Below are 17,171 nucleotides of genomic sequence, written 5' to 3'. Positions count from 1 at the left end.
AGAGTACCCTGGTCACTTCGCAAGATTAAGACCCTGTCGATCGAGCGATCCAAACGCGCTACGGCAAGAACGACGACACAGCCGCCAGGACTGCCGCCTCGGCCGATGTGACATCAAGAGACGCGAGGATCGAAAGGCCGTGCTCGGCACGCGCGACGTTCTTTTTGATGTATTGAGCGTCGACCGGAAAAAGGTGGGCGCGCCAGTAGTTGACCAGGATCAATGCGCTTTGTCGCGCCCGCATCAGTCCGACGAGGAGTCTTGCCTCCAGCCTTGAAAGCGCAATGACAGAGGCATAGCCGGCAATGAGATGTTCGGCGCCCCCCAAAGCAAGGGCCGGATCCGTCACGACGTGACTTGCTGCGATCGCCAGATCCTGAATCCTGGGGCTCCAGCAGCCATCACCAAAATCGATGAAAGCCAGCCCCCGACCAGCCATGATCACATTGAATGGGCTTGGATCGTTATGGGTTACCTGCCAAGGCACATTCGAGATTTGTGGCTCAACAAACTCCACATATTCTCCCATAGCGACGCGAACGTTATCGGCAACGCTCGCGGATGGCAGATATCGCTCTAGTTCCATCAACCGCGGCCAGCATCCGACATGCCAGAGAACCGGCCGATGGGCCGCAGGCACACTGATCCGCTCGAGAGCCATGTCCAGCCGGGCCAGAGCGTGGCCAACTCGAAAGAGCAAGTCTGGAGTGGGCATCGCCTGGTGCAGCGGAACGCCGTCAATCCGGGTCTGCAAGTACCCGCATACGCCCTCCTGCTCGAACATCAATTCGCCGAGGCTCGTACGCAGCACTTCGGGCGCAACGAAGCCCGCGGCCCCCTGCAATCCTGCCAGAGTGGCGGCTTGAAAGCGAAAGCTGTCGACCGCCTCCGGTCTTGTCGACGTCTTCAGGATCAACCGATGGCCGTTCGATAGTTGGACCCCGACGGTGCGTTCGACCTCGGAGGACAGTGTCGCCACCGATCCCGTCAATCCGTAGTGGCGATTCAGTAGTGTCGCCGACATGTCCGGATCAGAGGCGCCCGACCGCGTGGCCAGGACCGAAGCGGCGGCGCGAAAATAGGTTTCGGTCGCGGCTGCCGCGCAAGATGGTCCTTCGTGTGTCGCAGCCATCGGGCCGTTGCGCTGACCTGCTTCCCCACAGGGCATCAGATCATCACAAGCACCCAATTCGAGACGTTTCGGCGTGTCGGACACGGCGTCTTTCATGTCGGCCAGCCGTGAAAAGCTCCGGCCCATCTTCGTTGCTCAGAGCCCGAAAACGCCTGGGAGCTGCGTCACATGGGCGATTTCGGTGTACTCATAGTAGAGATTGGCCGGCTCATGGCCGCGATTGACCCAGACCTTGCTTTTGATCCCGAGATCATAGGCCGACATCAGGTCGTGGCGGAAAGACGAGGAGACGTGAGTCACGTCCTCTGGGCCGCATCCCAGCATGTCGAACATATATTCGAACGCCTTGAAGTGCGGCTTGTACGCCCCCGCTTGTTCAGCGGTGTAGACCGCATGAAACGGCGCACCAAGCCTTGCGACGTTCGACGGAATTTGGGCCATCATGGAGTTCGAAAGGATCACCAGTGGAATTTCCTTGGCTAGTTTTGCCAAGCCCTCGGGAACGTCTTCGTGCGGTCCCCAGGTCGGAATGCGGTTGTAGATCGTTTCAGCATCTCCGGCACGGAACGCAACGTTGTTGCGGCGGCAGGTGCGTTCCAGCGCGTTGTGAACGACGTCGGCATAGGGCTTCCAGTCCTGCAACACCTCGTCGATGCGGTAGGCCTGGAAGTTTCTGATGAACTCATCCATGCGTCGCCCAGCCAGAAGATGTCCGAACAAATCACGCGCGGCTTCCGCCATCTGAAAATTGATCAGCGTGCCGTGACAATCAAACGTGACGTACTTCGGTCGGAAGCGATCCATGTCGTTGGTCCTATCAGTTTTCTGACGACGCGAGCATAGCCTAAGGAATCTGGCAGAATGTGCCGCAATGCATGGTCGTTCAGCAGAAGGCCCTCCGATCTCCCGCAAACCCAGCACGACCTTCCGTGATACTCTCCCCTTGTTTAAGCCGATCTGCGTGCTCGGGCCGCCACGTGCTGGTCGGCCGAATAGATGAGGATTCGTGTCAGTAGAACCCGAGCACGGCCTTTGTCTCGAGATAGTCCTCTATGCCATCGCGCCCGTATTCCCGGCCGTTGCCGGACCGCTTGTATCCGCCGAAAGGAGCATTGGGGTCCCACTCGGGGTGGTTGACATGCACCTGACCCGATTGGATCGTCCCAACAATTCGACGGCAACCTGGCTGTAAGCGGACGTCTCCTCTTTGACTTTGCTTCGCGCTCTGCCCCCTCACTCGAGTTGAGACGCTCGACGCCGATCATCACGGCCGAGCCTTGCTGGAACAAGCGAAGATCAGTGACCAATCTGTTCTGGTCTCACGAACACATGCACAGATGACGCTGGGCTGATCCGTACGTCGATGGCGATCCCGACGCTCTCTCGCAGGGAGGTCAGATCACGAGTGAACCTGGGCGCGAGTACAAAGCCGCGCGAAGCGCGCACGATCGTAAAGGGTACTCGGGCTGCTTACAGTGGCGATGATGAGATTTTTCTTGATCTCCCGGTGCACACGTCGTGCACACGCCGCCTTCTAACCAATTGAAAGACTTGAGCTCTCGCTCCAATCCATCATGAGCCCGTTTCAGCTAGCTCCAGCAAACAAGGCCCAAGCTAATGATATCGGCAATCGCGCCGACGCAAGAACAGTGCCGATCGGGCACGGTCGAATGACCGTTTGCCCTCGGAAGGCAAAGATCACCCGTTCGAATCGTGTAGGGCGCGCCAATTATCCTTATCGTCCAAAATGATGCGCCGCGTTTTATCTCGATGTACAGCGGCCCGGGGGATTGTCTGAGGAAGCAAGCTGATCAAAGTCGCCGCTGCTAGGCACGCCGATGGGGCCGAACTGCGAATCGCCGGTGCACGCCTGATCGGAGTATGGACAGGCTCTCAGTTCTCCGTCACAAGCCAACTTCAGCCGACTAGGCGAGGTCCCCTCCACGTCTAAGTGTAGGCATCTGGGCAGTAAGAAGTTTCGCCTTCCAATCCCCAAGAGCAAGGCAGCGATCACTGCGAATAGGCTCTTCATAGTCAACTCCTCTCGAACGATCACCTCGCCTTGGCGCCAAGTGCAATAGCGTCGGTTCGGATCAGCTTGAGCGACCTGACCATGCTTTGAGTCGTGGCCTTGTATCGCTTGAAGTGCTCGGATTCGAGGTGTCGTCTATAGGCCTCTCCATCCCGATAGATCTCGAACACCTTCACCTTACTGGGATCGTCCTTGTCAGAAACCGCATAAAGCGTCAGGACGCCGGGCTCGACCCGGACGGCCATCTCGATGTGTTCCTTGACCGCGGTCCTGTAGGCGTCGATTTGCGAAGAATCGATTTCGATTTCCGCGACCTGGATATACTGCTCTTGCTTTTCCTGGCCAAGCGCGGGTCCTGCTGCTGCAGAAGCCAGCAGTGAAACACCAATCATCAAGAGCTGCTTCGTGTCCAACCTGTTCTCCCTAGCGGACTTGGTGTTCTGCTCTTTGCTTCCCACGACGGCTGGCCAAACCCTCAGTCCGTAACGATCAGGCGTGAAACAACCAACGATGCGGTCCCCGCGCTCAGTGGGCGGTGAATCCGCCGTCCGCGACGGTCGGTGTCAGGCGGAATCCGATCACTTGCGATATTGCCCGTCGCTGACCTTCTCCATCCAGTCGACGTTCCTGCCTCCGGCGGACTCCTGTATCGCGATGTGGGTCATCGCCGTCGTCGGCGACGCACCGTGCCAATGCTTCAGTCCCGGCGGAAACCAGACCACGTCCCCTGGACGAACTTCTTCGACCGGCCCGCCCTCGCGTTGTAACCAGCCCAACCCAGCGGTTACGATCAGCGTCTGACCGAGCGGATGCGTGTGCCAGGCGGTGCGGGCGCCGGGTTCGAAGGTGACCTGGCCAGCGCCGACGCGGGCGGGATCCGGCGCCTGAAACAGAGCGTCGACGCGTACATTCCCCGTAAACCAGTCTTCCGATCCTTTTTGGGAAGGACGGGACCCGTTTCTCTTGATTTCGATGTCCATTGGAATCTCCTTGTGCAGCTCGGGCGCAAGTGCCGATGCCGCTGTGGTTTTCATTGATACGGCGACGCCCGCGATCAGCACGACTCGGCGGGAGATCATGCGTCCTCCCTCAGTACCGGCGTTTCTCGATCACATCCTTGACGACAGGTGCCGCAGAGAACGCATTGGGCCAGCCGGCGTAGAAAGCGAGATGGCCGAGCACCTCGCCGGCGTCGTCCTTTGTCAGTCCGTTGTCCATCGCGCGATTCAGGTGATAGGTGATCTGCGCGACCTGACCGGTCGCGATCAGCGCACTGACCGTGACGAGGCTGCGGTCGCGCGGCGCGAGCGCCGGCCTCAGCCAGAGATCGCGAAACAGCGCGTCTGTCGTGTATTGGACGAGGCTCGGGGTGAACTGGCCGAACTGCTCTCCGACCCGCGTGGCCCGCTGCTTCTCTGCCGCTTCGTCCAGGGGGAGCTGCGGCCCCGAGGAGGACGGGAGCTGATCGGCTCCGATGTTGCGGCTCTTGAACACCTCCCGCGCCGCGGGGATCGCATTTATCGCGTTTGCCCAGCCGGTGTAGAAGGCGAGGTGCGTGATGATCTCCGAGATCTCCGACGGCTTCACGCCGTTGTCGAGCGCGAGAGTCAGGTAGCGGGGCAGTTCGATCGTTTGGTCGCGCGCGATCAGCGCGGCAATTGTGACGATGCTGCGGTCTCGCGGAGAAAGGCCCGGCCGCTTCCAGAGATCGCCGATAACGAATTTCTGCGCGTATGCTTCGAGCCCCGGCGCGACGGCGCGGATGTCCTCCGGATTGAACATGGCATTTACTCCTTTGATAGGCGTCTGAGCGACGGCTGCGTCGGCGAACAGACATAGGTAAAAAAAAGTCGCTGCGAACGTTCTCATTGCGGAGATCCTTCCATGACTGGGGGCTTTGCGATCAGCCGCCACGCGACGAGCGAAGCGCACAACACCGTCGCCGAACTGACCAGAAAAAGGGTGTTGAGTTTCGATCCGGCTGCGATCAATCCGAGGGCGGGGCTTGCGAGCCCCCTGGGCGAGATCGAGAAAAGCGGTGTAGGCGCCCATGGCAAGACCGCGGCTCTGTGCGGGAACGCAGCGGACGGCTTCGACTCCGAAGCCGGGATAGACCAGCGAGAAGCCGAAGCCGGTGAGCGCGGCGCCCGCGAGCGCCATCTCGGGGCTCACCGCCAGCCAGATCAGCGCCTGGCCGCTGGCTTCGATGCCCACGCAAACGACAGCAACCCTCGCGCCGCCGATCCTGTCGGGGAGATGGCTGAAGAACACTCGCGCCAGAATGAAGGCAAGCGCATAGGCGGTGTAGGCCATCCACCCGTTTGCCCACCCTTTGGTCGCAAACAGCAGGGCGACGAACGTCGTCACCGCGCCGAAACCAACGCTACCGAGTGCTGAGCCGAGACCCGGTACCCAGACGGCCCCGATCACTTCGACGAACGAAGCGCGCGCGTGCTTCACCGGCGCGATCGCCGGAAGCAGAGCGACGAGCGGCAGCACAGCGAGCGGCGCCAAGGCAGTACCCAGGGAGATCGCCGTGAAACCGTAGGCCGAATAGATCGCGGAGCCAGCGGGAGCGCCGAGCGCAAAGGCCGCGAACAAGGCCGACCCGATCCAGGCGATCACCTTGCCGGTGTTGCTGGAACGAACGAGGGCCAGTCCCCAGCTCACGGCGGCCGTGATGATGAAGCTCTCCGCCCCGCCAAGCAGCGCGCGTCCCGCAAGCAGGATCACGACCGAAATTAGCGGAGATCCTCTGAGGACGAACGAGAGCAGATAAAGCAATCCGGCCACGGTCGCCGCCGACAGGCCGATGACGACCCCGCGCTTTGCACCATGAGCGTCGGAGACGTGTCCGGCCCATGGGCGCGAGATCAAGGATGCGGCGAACTGGCTGCCGGCGACCAAGCCCACCACGAACGTGCCGAGACCCAGTCCGTCGTGCACATGGAGAGGAAGCACGGGCATGGCCATGCCGATGACCAGGAAGCCCACGAACACCACCCCCATGATGGGAAGCAAGGTGACGGTGATGCTCGCAGCCGGAACGGGCTCTTGGACGGTTGTGACCGACATGCCTCAGATCTTCTGCCAAGTCGGCAGCCCCACAGTGGGCTTGCGCCACACGCTGCTTGTTCCCGTGACCGCGACGGGCTTGTGCCTGATTCCGTCTCTCATGAGGTCCTTGGCCTTTTTTCGCTGGCGGTTTGACTGGCCGATTGCTGACCGAACCTAAGCGTTTTCCCTTCGGCCGATTAGGTGATAGATTTCGAATGCAGTCAGTAGACACGCTTATCAATGACCCGTGACGACGCCAGCGATCTCCTTGCCTTCCTCGCTGTGGCGAGGGAGCGCAGCTTTACCCGTGCCGCAGCCAAGCTCGGCATAACCCAATCGGGGCTCAGCCAGATCATACGGAATCTCGAGGAACGCCTCGGTGTCCGGCTGTTGAACCGGACGACGCGCAGCGTGACCCCAACTCATGCCGGAGAACGGCTGTTCCAAAACATCGGCCCCAAGTTCGTCGAGATGGACGCCGATCTCGCCGCCTTAAGCGAACTGCGCGAGAAGCCCGCCGGCACCGTCCGCCTGACGGCCACCGAATATGCCGCGAGCGCGATCTTGCTCCCGGCGCTTCGCAACATCCTGCCGCAATACCCTGATATTCACGTCGAGATCATTGTCGACTACGGCCTCACCAACATCGTGGCCCAGCAGGTCGATGCCGGGATCCGTCCCGGCGAGCTTGTCGCGAAGGACATGATCGCTGTCCCGGTCAGTCCGGATCTTCGGATGGCGTCGTTGGCTCGCCATCGTACTTCGCGGAGCGCAAGCGACCCAAAAAGCCTCAGGATCTTACCCATCACAACTGTCTCAACCTCCGCCTGCCCACCCATGGAGGCAGTCTCTATGCCTGGGAGTTCGAGAAGGACGGACGCGAACTCAATGTGCGGGTTGAGGGGCAACTTGTGTTCAACAGCGCCGGGCTTCTTCTGGACGCGGCCCTGAGGGGGATGGGCCTGGCGTACCTCACCGAGGGACACGTTCGGCCATACGTCGCGGAGGGCCGGCTCGTTCGCGTGCTGGCGGACTGGTGCCCGCCGTTCTCGGGCTACCACCTTTACTACCCGAGCCGTCGGCAACCCTCGCCCGCGTTCACCCTGCTGGTCGAGGCGCTCAGATATCGCGGCAAGTAGGATTTAACTGCGTCTGGCCGGTGGGTGACCTTCGGTCAGACTGCTGCGATGCACGTTTACGAGGGATAAGCGGACCAAAATCATGCGGGTCAGCTAGGCAGCCGTTCGCCCTTAGCGGAACTGGTGAGTCTTCAAGATATGCGCTTAGCACCAAGAGCTGCCGCTTGCGCGGTTTCGTATCCGACTCGTCGCCGACCAGATAGTCAGCGCGTCAGTTCCTATTGGTGGCCACAACAACAATACGGATATTTCGCTCGGCATTGAACTACCGAAGCAGTAGTTCGAGAAGCAGCGCGCTACGCACTACGGCAGCTTTCACGTAACGGGTGTTATGAGGGCCGCACCTGCGAAGTGGGCGGCAAGATTGTCGCGGACGAGCTTGCCCATGGCGCGTCGTGTCTCAGTCGTGCCCGAGGCGTGGTGCGGTTGAAGGACGACGCTATCGAGGGCCTTGAGTCGTTCATCGATATTCGGCTCGCTCCAGAACACGTCGAGGCCTGCGCCCTTGATCAGCTTGGTCTCGAGCGCGCGAAGCAGAGCCGTTTCGTCCACCGTCGATCCCCGGGAGACATTGATTAGGATGCCGTCAGGTCCGAGTGCATCGAGCACGCGCGCATCGACGATACCTTTCGTGCTCTCGCCGCCCGCGAGCGTGACGATCAGGATTTCAGCGCGCCGGGCCAATTCCACGAGGTCCGGCACGAATGTATAGGGTAGATCCGCTCGCTCAGAGACGTCAAAATAAGCGATCTCGCAATCGAATGCGGCGAGCCGCTTTGCGACCGCCGCGCCGACGCGGCCCATCCCGACCACGCCGGCGGTCTTGCCGGTGACCCTGGTCACCAGCGGCATGTTACCCTAGGCCCAGCGCCCCTCGCGCACGAATCGGTCGGCATTCGGTATCTTCCTCGCGACAGCCAGCAACAGGCCAACGGCCTGATCGGCGGTCAACACGTCCGGCGTATTGGTCACCCGGATTCCATTCGCTCTAGCATGAGCCAGGTCGATGGCGTCGGTACCGACGCCATAGCAGGAGACGATCTCGAGCGCTGGCAAACGCTTATGAGGTCGGCGGATGCACCGAGCTCGCCCCGAGTTGCGATCGCCCGGATCGTGCGGCAATGAGCCTCAATCAGGCGGTCGCGATCCGCCGCCTCCCAGAGTTTGTGCACGACATAGCGTGCGTCGATATCCTCCATATCCCAGGCGGGATAGGGTCCAATCATCAAGACTTCGGGTTTCGTCGACATGGTGCGCGAATCCTTTCGAACCCGGTGCAAGACCGTCGTGTTGTGGGAGGCGATGGAGCGCCGGAATCACAGGCAGGTCGTGATGCCGCCGTCGACATAGAGGGTATGGCCATTGACGAAGGAAGACGCGTCGCCCGACAGAAACACGGCGGCGCCGATCAACTCGTCGACGTTGCCCCAGCGCGAGGCAGGCGTGCGTTTTTCGAGCCAGGCCGAGAACTCGGGATTGTCCACCAGCGCCTGATTCAGCGGAGTCTTGAAATAGCCAGGCGCGATCGCGTTGACCTGGAGACCGTGCCTGGCCCAATCGGCGCACATGCCGCGCGTTAAGTTCTTGATGGCGCCTTTGGTCGCAGTGTACGGCGCAATCCCGGGCCGCGCCAACTCACTCTGGACCGACGCAATGTTGATGATCTTGCCCTTCCCACGCGGGATCATATGGCGGGCAACCGCCTGGCCGACGTAGAAGGCGCTAGAGACGTTGGTCTTGAGCAACTCCTCCCACTTCTCCGCCGGAAAATCCTCCAACGGCGTCCGGAACTGCATGCCGGCGTTGTTGACGAGGATGTCGATCGGGCCGATCGCCTCTTCAATGCGCAAGATTCCCCCGCGAACGGCGTCGGGGCGGGTGACATCGAAGCTCGTCACGGCGACCTCGTGTCCGCCGGCCCTGACGCTCGCTGCGGCCGCGTCCAGTTTGTTGCGATCGCGTCCATTTAGCACCACGGAGGCGCCGTGCTCGGCAAGTCCGCGCGCGATCGCAAGACCGATGCCTTGCGATGATCCCGTCACCAGCGCGCGGCGGCCGGCGAGATTGAACAATTCGAATGCCATCTGGACTCTCGCAGATGGCGTGACCTCCGCGCTCAGCGGGCGAGCAGCCTCTTGACGCCGGCCAGGCCGACACGCAAGAATGGATCTGAGTGAATGTAGAAGTACCGCACACCCTGTTCGAGCATGGAGGGCAGTTCGTCCGACGTCACGAGCGTTCCGGCAACCTTGCCGGCCGCGCGGATCTTCTTCACAGCGTAAGCAACCCGCTCCATCACCGCTCCCGGCCGCGGCTGCCCGAACTGCGGCGCGGGCGGATAGCCCATGTTCTGCGAGAGATCGCCGGGCCCGATGAAGAAGACATCGACGCCTTCCACCGCGAGCAGGGCCTCGATGTCGTCGATCGCCTTGGGCGTCTCGATCATAGCGATGATCAACCGCTTCTCGTGATCGGCCGGGCATGCGTAGCGCACGGCGTCGACGATCGCGCGCGCCTGCTCCGCGGTATCGACCATCGGCACCATCAGGCCGTCGGCGCCGGCGTTGAGATAGCGGATCAGGAGCGGCCGTTCATGCGAATGCGGCCGGACGATCGCCGCACCCCCGGCGCCGCGGATCGCCTGCGCGGTGACGCGCACGTCTTCGAAGCTCCAGGTGCCATGCTCGCAATCGACGAAGATCGCGTCCGCGCCGAGCTCGACCAGGCGGACAGCCAGCCCCGACGACGCATGATGCGGCGTGAACATGGTGACCGCCTCGCCCTTGGCGAGACGCTCGCGCAATTTGGCTCCGTTCATGGACAATCCTCTCTCAAGACTTCGGCTTCAGGCCTTCTGGCGCACCAACCCAGCGGGCCACCTCGATGTCGGCCGATGTGTCGCGCATGAAGGTCGGACAGATGTGCAGCTCGGGAATCATGGCGCCCTGCTGCAGGCTGGCGCACAGCAGCACTGCGCGCGCGACGTCGTGCGGATTGAGCATCACGGCCCGCTCACCCTCGAGCGGCGGACGCGCACGGTTGTCCATGATCGGCGTGTCGGTCTCGCCGGGCAGGATGGTCGTCGCGCGGATGCCCTGGTTCCGGTAGGTGTTGTGCAGGAAGGTCATGAAATTCTTCACGCCGGCTTTGGCCGCGCCATAGGCGGCGCCGCCGAGCAGGTTCGGATTGACCACCGCGAGCGACGACACCGTGATGATGGTGCCTGCCTTCTTCGCGATCATGTCCTCCAGCACCGCCTGGGTCAGGTTGAAGACCCCGGTGAGATTGACGTTCACCGTGGCGTTCCACTCGTCCTCGCTGAGGAAGCGTGCATTCAGCACCTTGCTCGCGCTGCCGGCGTTGTTGACCAGGATATCGATCACCCCGACGTTGCGCTTGGCCAAGGCCACCGTCTCAAGGATTGCCTCGCGCGACGCCACATCCAGCACATGAGCGACGGCCCTGCCGCCGGCCTTCTCGATGACCGTGACGACGTCGCGCAGCGGATCGATCCGGCGCCCGGTCAGGACGACCGTTGCGCCTTCCTGTGCCAGCAGGATCGCGGTCTCGCGCCCGATGCCCGTTCCGGCACCGGTGACGAGTGCGATCTTTCCATCGAGCAGACCCATGATGTTCCTATTCGGCGGCGGTCGCCGCCACGCTTGAGCGCTGATAGCCGTAAATCTGCCTCGCTGCCGCAGGTGTGATCAAGCCTTCGGCGAGGTCGAGCTCGATCGCCGCCGCCGCGCGCTCGGCTGTGCGTCCCCATCCGCCGCCGCCCGGCGTCTCGACTTCCAGGCGATCGCCCGTCTTCAGGACGACCTTGCCCTTGGGAAACTGCGGCTCGCCATTCCGGTACACCTTGCCGGCGCTGCCCGACTTGCCGCCGACGACGCCGAAGCAGGGGTGGCGCACGCGCTCCGACGCCAGATAGATGTTCATCGGATTGCGGCCGAGATTGCGCAGCACGACGCGCTGGCCGAGGCCGCCGCGGCTCTTGCCGGCGCCGCCGGAGTCCGGAATCAGCTCCTTGCATTCGGTGAGCGCGGGCACCGCGATCTCGAACATCTCGATCGCCGTCACCTTGCAATTGGACGGGAAACTCAACGTATCCAAGCCATCGAATTCGGCGCGGGCGCCCTGCCCGCCGTGAAAATTCTGCACCGAGCCATATTGCGAACCGTCGTCGCGCCGCCCGACACAATTGGCGGCCCAGATCGGCGCGCCGCCGCTGTCGCCCATCACCTTGCTCGGCACCACGCCTTCTAACGCCTTGAAGATCAGCGACGGGATCACATGTCCGATCAGGTTGCGTGAATTACCCGCCGTCCATTCCTCCGGATTGAGGATCGAGCCGAGCGGTGCCTCGTCCGTGATCGGCGTGATGCAGCCCTCATTGTTCGGCGTATCGGGGTCGAGCAGGCATTTCAGCGCATAGACCGAATGGGCGTAACGATAGTTGGTGCGGCAATTGATTGAATGAAGGATCTGCTCGGATGTCCCGCTGTAGTCCACGTGAATCGAATCGTCACCTACGATCACGGCGGCCTTGAGCGTCACATCGGTATCGTAGCCGTCAAGCAGGACCTCGGCGCTGTAGGTGCCGTTCGGCCATTGCCGGATTGCGCGGCGGGTTTGCGCTTCGGATCGGGTATGGATCGCGTCGGCCAGTTCGTCGATGCCGTCGAGATTGTATTCGTCGAGGAATTTCACCAGCTCGCGGCCCATGACGTTGTTGGCCGCGACCATGGATTCGAGATCGCCCATCACCTCCGTCGGCAGGCGAACGGAGGCGGCGATGATGTCGAGCACGTCCTGATTGGGAACACCGGCTTTGTGCAGCTTCACGATCGGGAAACGAATGCCCTCCTCGAAGATGTCGCTGGCCTCGGAGTGCAAGGGCGCGCCGCCGATGTCGGGCAGATGCGCGATCGACCCGGCAAAGGCCACGACCTTGCCGTTCTTGAAGATCGGCGTGATCATCGTGACGTCAGGCAGATGGCCGGTGCCAATCTCAGGATCGTTGGTGGCAAGAACATCGCCCTCTTGCAACGTCTCGGCCGGAAACTTCGGCAGGAAGTATTTCTGCGCGGCGACCGGCAGCGAGGTGATGAACACCGGGATCGACCAGGTGCATTGCGCCAGCGCGCGGCCGCGGCTGTCGAGCAGCACAGTCACATAGTCGTGGTTCTCGCGCACGATTGGCGAGAATGCGGTGCGGCCGAGCACGATGTCGGCCTGATCGGCGATGAAAATCAATCGATTCCACATCACCTGCAAGTTGATCGGATCGTTGAAATCGGCAGCGTTCACGGACATGGAGGCGTCTTCCTTAGGCGATGTTGATCACGAGATTGCCGTTGATGTCGACGTGAGCGGTGCCGCTCGGTCCGACGACAGCGGTCGACTCCCGCTGCTCGACGATGGCGGGTCCTTGGATGACCTCGCCGACCGGCAGCTTGTAGTGATCGTAAACCGGCGTTTCGACGAAGCCGCCGCGCTCGCTGAAATAGACCGAACGCGTCCCCTTCTTGGCATCAGCCGCATGGCGCGTATGCGGGCGGGTCACCTGATCCTTCTCGCCGCTGGAGCGCAGGCGCCAGGTGATCACCTCGACGGAAGAGCCCGCAACGGTTCGGCCGAAGAGCTCTCGGTAAAGCTTGTAGAAGTTGGCCAGCAGCTCCTCGTGGAACTGCTTCGGCGGAAGCTTGCGATCCGGCAAGGCGACCGTGATCTCGTGGCCCTGGCCGACGTGACGCATGTCGACGGTATAGGTGTTGGTGATCGTCTCCGGTGCGACGCCGGCGGCGCGGACGACCTCCGCACCTTGCGCGGACAGATCGCCGAGGAGACGGTCCATCACCTCAAAGCTCCAATTGTCGACCTGCATGGGGAAGCTCGCGGAGAGATCGACCGCGACCGGCGCGATCAAGAGCCCGATCGCCGAGGTGACGCCGGCACCGGTCGGACAAATGATGCGCTTGATGCCGAGCTTGCGCGCGATGCCGTAGGCATGCACCGGACCAGCGCCGCCGAAGGCGACCATCGGCAGGCTGCGCGGATCGACGCCGAGATCGGTTGCATGCACCGCCGCCGCCTTGCTCATGGATTCGTTGACGAGATCGTGGATGCCGAAGGCACAGCGGGGAACGCTGACATCGAGCGAGGCGGCAAGCTTCGTCATCGCCGTGAGGGCCGCATCCTTCGACACCTTGAAGGATCCGCCGACAAAGGATTCCGTGCCCATGTAACCCAGCAGGATATCGGCGTCCGTCACGGTCGGCTCGGTGCCGCCGCGCTGATAGGCGGCCGGTCCCGGCATCGCGCCCGCCGATCGCGGTCCGACGTCGAGCAGGCCGAGCGGGTTCTTGGCCGCGATCGAGCCGCCACCGGCACCGATCTCGATCATCCGGATCGACTGGATCTTGAGGGGAAAGCCCGAGCCCTTGCGGAAGCGATGATAATGCGCGACTTCAAGGTCGGTGCCGATCGTCGGCTCGCCGTTCGGGATCAGACACAATTTCGCGGTGGTGCCGCCCATGTCGAAGGACAGCACGCTGCCTTCGCCGGCGATGCGGCCGAATTCCGCAGCGGCGACGGCGCCGGCGGCCGGGCCCGATTCAATCAGGCGCACCGGCAGCTCCGCTGCGCGGCTGCTCGGCACGAGACCGCCCGACGAGGTCATCCACAGCACCTGGCGGTCGATGCCCTTGGCGGCGAATTCGCGCTCGAGATGGGCGACGTGGCCGGACATCTGCGGCCGCGTATAGGCGTTGACGACGGTGGTCGACGCGCGGTCGAACTCGCGCACCTCGGGGCAGACTTCGGAGGACAGCGACACGAAGATATCGGGATCCTCTTCGCGCAGCAGCGCCGCGATGCGCTGCTCATGGTCAGGATATTTGTAGGCGTGCAGCAGACAGACGGCGACGGACTTGATGCCTTCATGGCGCAACCGGCCGGCGATCTCGCGGACGGTGCCCTCCTCCAGCGCCGTGATCACCTCGCCATCTGCGGACATCCGCTCGACCGCACCAAAGCTGTTGGCGCGCGTCACCAGCGGATCGGGATATTTCAAGTTCAGGTCATAGAGATCGTAACGTCCTTCGTTTCGGATCCGCAGCATGTCCTGGAAACCGGCCGTCGAGATGAAGCCGGTCTTGACGCCCTTGCGTTCGAGCACCGCATTGGTGACAACAGTAGTCGCACCGAGGACCTGCAGCCCGTCGAGATCGACGGCGTCGCCAAATTGCGTGAGCAGTTCGGACACGCCGCGGACCACGGCCTCTGCCGGGTTGGCCGGCGTGCTCAGTACCTTGTGCAGATGCAGATCGCCTTTGTCGTCGAGCAGCGCGAAATCGGTGAAAGTTCCCCCGGTATCGAATGCGAGCTTGGCCATCTGTTTCCTCGGAGCGATTGTCTTCGAGGGTAGGGAATGCGCCCGCACGCGACCACCACAACTCCCGTCTGCCGCCATAGGTTTTGTTTATGGCCTTGAGAAACCGGCACGATGCAGCCTCCGAGCACGGCTGCACTCGGCTTTTTAATCGCGGGCGTGTTGCTTAGACCGCGCGAATACCCTGCGGATGGCTTCGCATCAGCCTCTCGACGACGGTCAGAAGCACCGAGCGCGTGGCAAGTGCGGGCTCTGACAAGGGCAGATGATCGGAGACGCACAAGGAGACAGTCGCCTCGATAGCCGGGCGCACCAGCCGCCGCACCTCGACACCGGCAAAGCTCGACGCGCTGGCCGCGGCGACCGAGGCCGGCAGGATGGTCGAGCCAAGCCCCTCGGTCACGGCCGCGCCGAGCGCGGAGACCGACTCAATCTCGGAGGCGACGTTCGGCGTCACCCGCGCCCGCGCCAGCGACTCATCGATCAGCCGCCGCAGGAAATGGCCCTGGCTCGGCAGCAGCAGCTTGACGTCGGCCAGCGCCGATAGCGGCAGCGGCTCGTTGGCCGGCTTGTCCGCCACCGTCTCGGCGCGCGAGACGAGATACAGTTCCTCGCGAAACAGCGGCTGCAGCTTGACGCCCTTGATCGGGCCGGAGCCGTAGATCATGGCCATATCCATCTTGCCGGTCATGATCAGCTCGCTCAGCACATGGCCGAAGCTGTCGTTGATGTGGACGATGATCTGCGGATGCAGCGTCGACATCTCCTTCAGGATCGGCAGCGACAGCGTGCTCGACGCCGAATAGGTCGCTAGGCCAATCGACACTCTCCCGGCCAGCGCCTTGGTCGATTGATCGATGTCGATCTGCGCCTGCTCGATCTGCTTCAGCAGCAATTGCGCGTGACGATAGAGGATCAGGCCGGCTTCGGTGGGGACGATGCCGTGATTGCTGCGGAGAAGAAGCTTGTGCTTGAAGTGACTCTCCAGCGCCGCAATCTGCTGCGACAGCGCCGGCTGCGCGGTGCGCAACAGGCCGGCGGCGCGCGACACGCTACCTGCATCGACCACCTTGACGAAGCTCTTCAGCTTCCTGAAATCGACGCTCATGAGGATCGAATGCTGCTCTGGAAACAACTCCTGACAGGCACTATCCCTTATCTAGCCCGTTGATTTCAATCGGTTTCATAGCTTTCCGCTCAGCGCAGCGCCCGGCAGGCCCGCTCGATCCGATCGCAGGCGTCCTTGATCGTCTCCATCGAGGTCGCGATCGACAGGCGGAAATACGGCGAGAGCCCATAGGCCGCGCCCTGCACGGCGGCGACGCCGACGCCGTCGAGCAGATAGAGCACGAAGTCGAGATCGTTCTCGATGACCTTGCCCTCCGGCGTGGACTTGCCGATGACGCCAGCGCAGCTGGGATAGAGATAGAACGCGCCGTCAGGTACCAGGCACGACAGGCCCGGGATCGCATTGAGGCGCGCGCAGGCATAGTCGCGGCGTTCCTTGTAGAGCTTGACGCTGTCGCGCACGAACGTCTGGTCGCTGGTCAGCGCATGGGCCGCTGCCGCCTGGCTGATCGACGACGGGCAGGACGACATCTGCGATTGCAGCTTGTTGATCGCCGAGACCAGCGGCGCGGGACCCGCGGCATAACCGATCCGCCATCCCGTCATGGCATAGGTCTTGGACACGCCGTTGGTGAGCAGGATGCGATCCTTCAAGGCGGGCACCGCGGCGGCAAGCGTCGTCGCGGGCTCGTCGCGATACCAGATCTGGTCGTAGATATCATCAGACAGCACAAGTACGTTGGGATGGCGCAGCAGCACGGCGCCGAGTGCTTCGAGGTCGCTGCGGGAATAGGCCGCGCCGGTCGGGTTCGACGGTGCGTTGAGGATCAGCCAGCGCGTCTTCGGCGTGATCGCCGCCTCCAGCGCCTCCGCCGTCAGCTTGAATCCCTCATTCTCGGAACAGCGGACAATGACCGGCTTGCCGTCATTGGCGATCACCATGTCGGGATAGGACACCCAATAGGGCGCGGGAATGATCACTTCCGCCCCCTCCTCCACGCTCGCCATCAGCGCGAGGAACAGGATCTGCTTGGCGCCGCCGCCGACGCAGATCTCGTTGTCGGAATATTCGAGGCCAAGGCGCCACTTGTAGTCGGCGATAATCCCCTTGCGCAGCGCCACGGTGCCGTTGACGGCGGTATATTTCGTCTCGCCGCGATCGATCGCAGCATGCGCCGCCGCCTTGACGTCATCGGGCGTGTCGAAATCAGGCTCGCCGATCGCCATGTCGACGATGTCGCGGCCGGCGGCCTTCAGCTCGCGCACCCGCGCGGACGCCGCCGTTGTCGGAGATATCTTGATGCGCGAGACGCGCGCGGCCGGCACGAAGATCGTCACTGTGGTCGT

12 protein-coding genes and 4 pseudogenes are annotated in these 17,171 nt (G+C 62.6%); 1 reads left to right on the top strand and 15 read right to left on the bottom strand.

What is annotated here, in order from left to right; genetic code table 11:
• Nucleotides 1-58: 58 nt before the first annotated feature.
• The 7 genes and pseudogenes from N2602_RS16095 to N2602_RS16065 all read right to left on the bottom strand — a co-directional run.
• Nucleotides 59-1,228, bottom strand: coding sequence for a phosphotransferase enzyme family protein (locus N2602_RS16095; protein ID WP_260383236.1), 1,170 nt, complete (start codon nt 1,226-1,228; stop codon nt 59-61).
• A 39-nt stretch (nt 1,229-1,267) separates the two neighbouring features.
• A complete protein-coding gene (locus N2602_RS16090) occupies nt 1,268-1,936 on the bottom strand; it encodes a haloacid dehalogenase type II (RefSeq protein ID WP_260383235.1) in 669 nt (222 codons plus the stop codon).
• A 205-nt stretch (nt 1,937-2,141) separates the two neighbouring features.
• Nucleotides 2,142-2,291, bottom strand: a pseudogene (locus N2602_RS16085) (aldehyde dehydrogenase family protein); the annotation flags it as partial.
• A gap of 893 nt (nt 2,292-3,184) precedes the next feature.
• The gene (locus N2602_RS16080) at nt 3,185-3,577 is read right to left on the bottom strand and encodes a putative quinol monooxygenase (RefSeq protein WP_260383234.1); all 393 of its coding nucleotides are present in this window, start codon (nt 3,575-3,577) and stop codon (nt 3,185-3,187) included.
• Nucleotides 3,578-3,742: 165 nt separating this feature from the next.
• Nucleotides 3,743-4,138, bottom strand: a complete 396-nt coding sequence (locus N2602_RS16075) for a cupin domain-containing protein (protein ID WP_260383664.1) — start codon at nt 4,136-4,138, stop codon at nt 3,743-3,745.
• 115 nt (nt 4,139-4,253) lie between these two features.
• Nucleotides 4,254-5,033 (bottom strand): carboxymuconolactone decarboxylase family protein, encoded by a 780-nt coding sequence (locus N2602_RS16070; protein WP_260383233.1) that lies wholly within the window; start codon nt 5,031-5,033, stop codon nt 4,254-4,256.
• Between the two features lie 192 nt (nt 5,034-5,225).
• Nucleotides 5,226-6,173, bottom strand: a pseudogene (locus N2602_RS16065) (arabinose transporter); the annotation flags it as partial.
• Between the two features lie 288 nt (nt 6,174-6,461).
• Between N2602_RS16065 and N2602_RS16060 the strand changes: the two are divergent.
• A pseudogene (locus tag N2602_RS16060) lies at nt 6,462-7,360 on the top strand (LysR family transcriptional regulator).
• A gap of 315 nt (nt 7,361-7,675) precedes the next feature.
• On the opposite strand, the pseudogene N2602_RS16055 reads toward N2602_RS16060, so the two are convergent.
• From N2602_RS16055 to N2602_RS16020, 8 genes and pseudogenes are all read right to left on the bottom strand, one after another.
• Nucleotides 7,676-8,610, bottom strand: a pseudogene (locus N2602_RS16055) (2-hydroxyacid dehydrogenase).
• 66 nt (nt 8,611-8,676) lie between these two features.
• Nucleotides 8,677-9,444, bottom strand: a complete 768-nt coding sequence (locus N2602_RS16050) for an SDR family oxidoreductase (protein WP_172788042.1) — start codon at nt 9,442-9,444, stop codon at nt 8,677-8,679.
• A 32-nt stretch (nt 9,445-9,476) separates the two neighbouring features.
• Entirely contained in the window at nt 9,477-10,178 is a 702-nt protein-coding gene (locus N2602_RS16045; protein ID WP_172788041.1) for an HpcH/HpaI aldolase/citrate lyase family protein, read from the bottom strand.
• Nucleotides 10,179-10,191: 13 nt separating this feature from the next.
• Complete coding sequence (locus tag N2602_RS16040; RefSeq protein ID WP_172788040.1) at nt 10,192-10,989, bottom strand: SDR family oxidoreductase; 798 nt, start codon at nt 10,987-10,989, stop codon at nt 10,192-10,194.
• Between the two features lie 7 nt (nt 10,990-10,996).
• Nucleotides 10,997-12,679 carry a hydantoinase B/oxoprolinase family protein gene (locus N2602_RS16035; protein WP_172788039.1) on the bottom strand — a complete coding sequence of 561 codons (1,683 nt, stop codon included), beginning with the start codon at nt 12,677-12,679 and terminating at the stop codon, nt 10,997-10,999.
• A gap of 13 nt (nt 12,680-12,692) precedes the next feature.
• Nucleotides 12,693-14,759 (bottom strand): hydantoinase/oxoprolinase family protein, encoded by a 2,067-nt coding sequence (locus N2602_RS16030; RefSeq protein WP_260383232.1) that lies wholly within the window; start codon nt 14,757-14,759, stop codon nt 12,693-12,695.
• 163 nt (nt 14,760-14,922) lie between these two features.
• Nucleotides 14,923-15,864, bottom strand: a complete 942-nt coding sequence (gene nac, locus N2602_RS16025; RefSeq protein ID WP_172788037.1) for a nitrogen assimilation transcriptional regulator NAC — start codon at nt 15,862-15,864, stop codon at nt 14,923-14,925.
• A gap of 89 nt (nt 15,865-15,953) precedes the next feature.
• On the bottom strand, nt 15,954-17,162 hold the full coding sequence (locus N2602_RS16020; protein ID WP_172788036.1) for an aspartate transaminase: 1,209 nt from the start codon (nt 17,160-17,162) through the stop codon (nt 15,954-15,956).
• Nucleotides 17,163-17,171: the final 9 nt, after the last annotated feature.

The sequence above is a fragment of the Bradyrhizobium sp. NC92 genome (genome assembly GCF_025200865.1).
Classification (GTDB): domain Bacteria; phylum Pseudomonadota; class Alphaproteobacteria; order Rhizobiales; family Xanthobacteraceae; genus Bradyrhizobium.
This window is presented reverse-complemented; position numbering and strand designations above follow the sequence as displayed.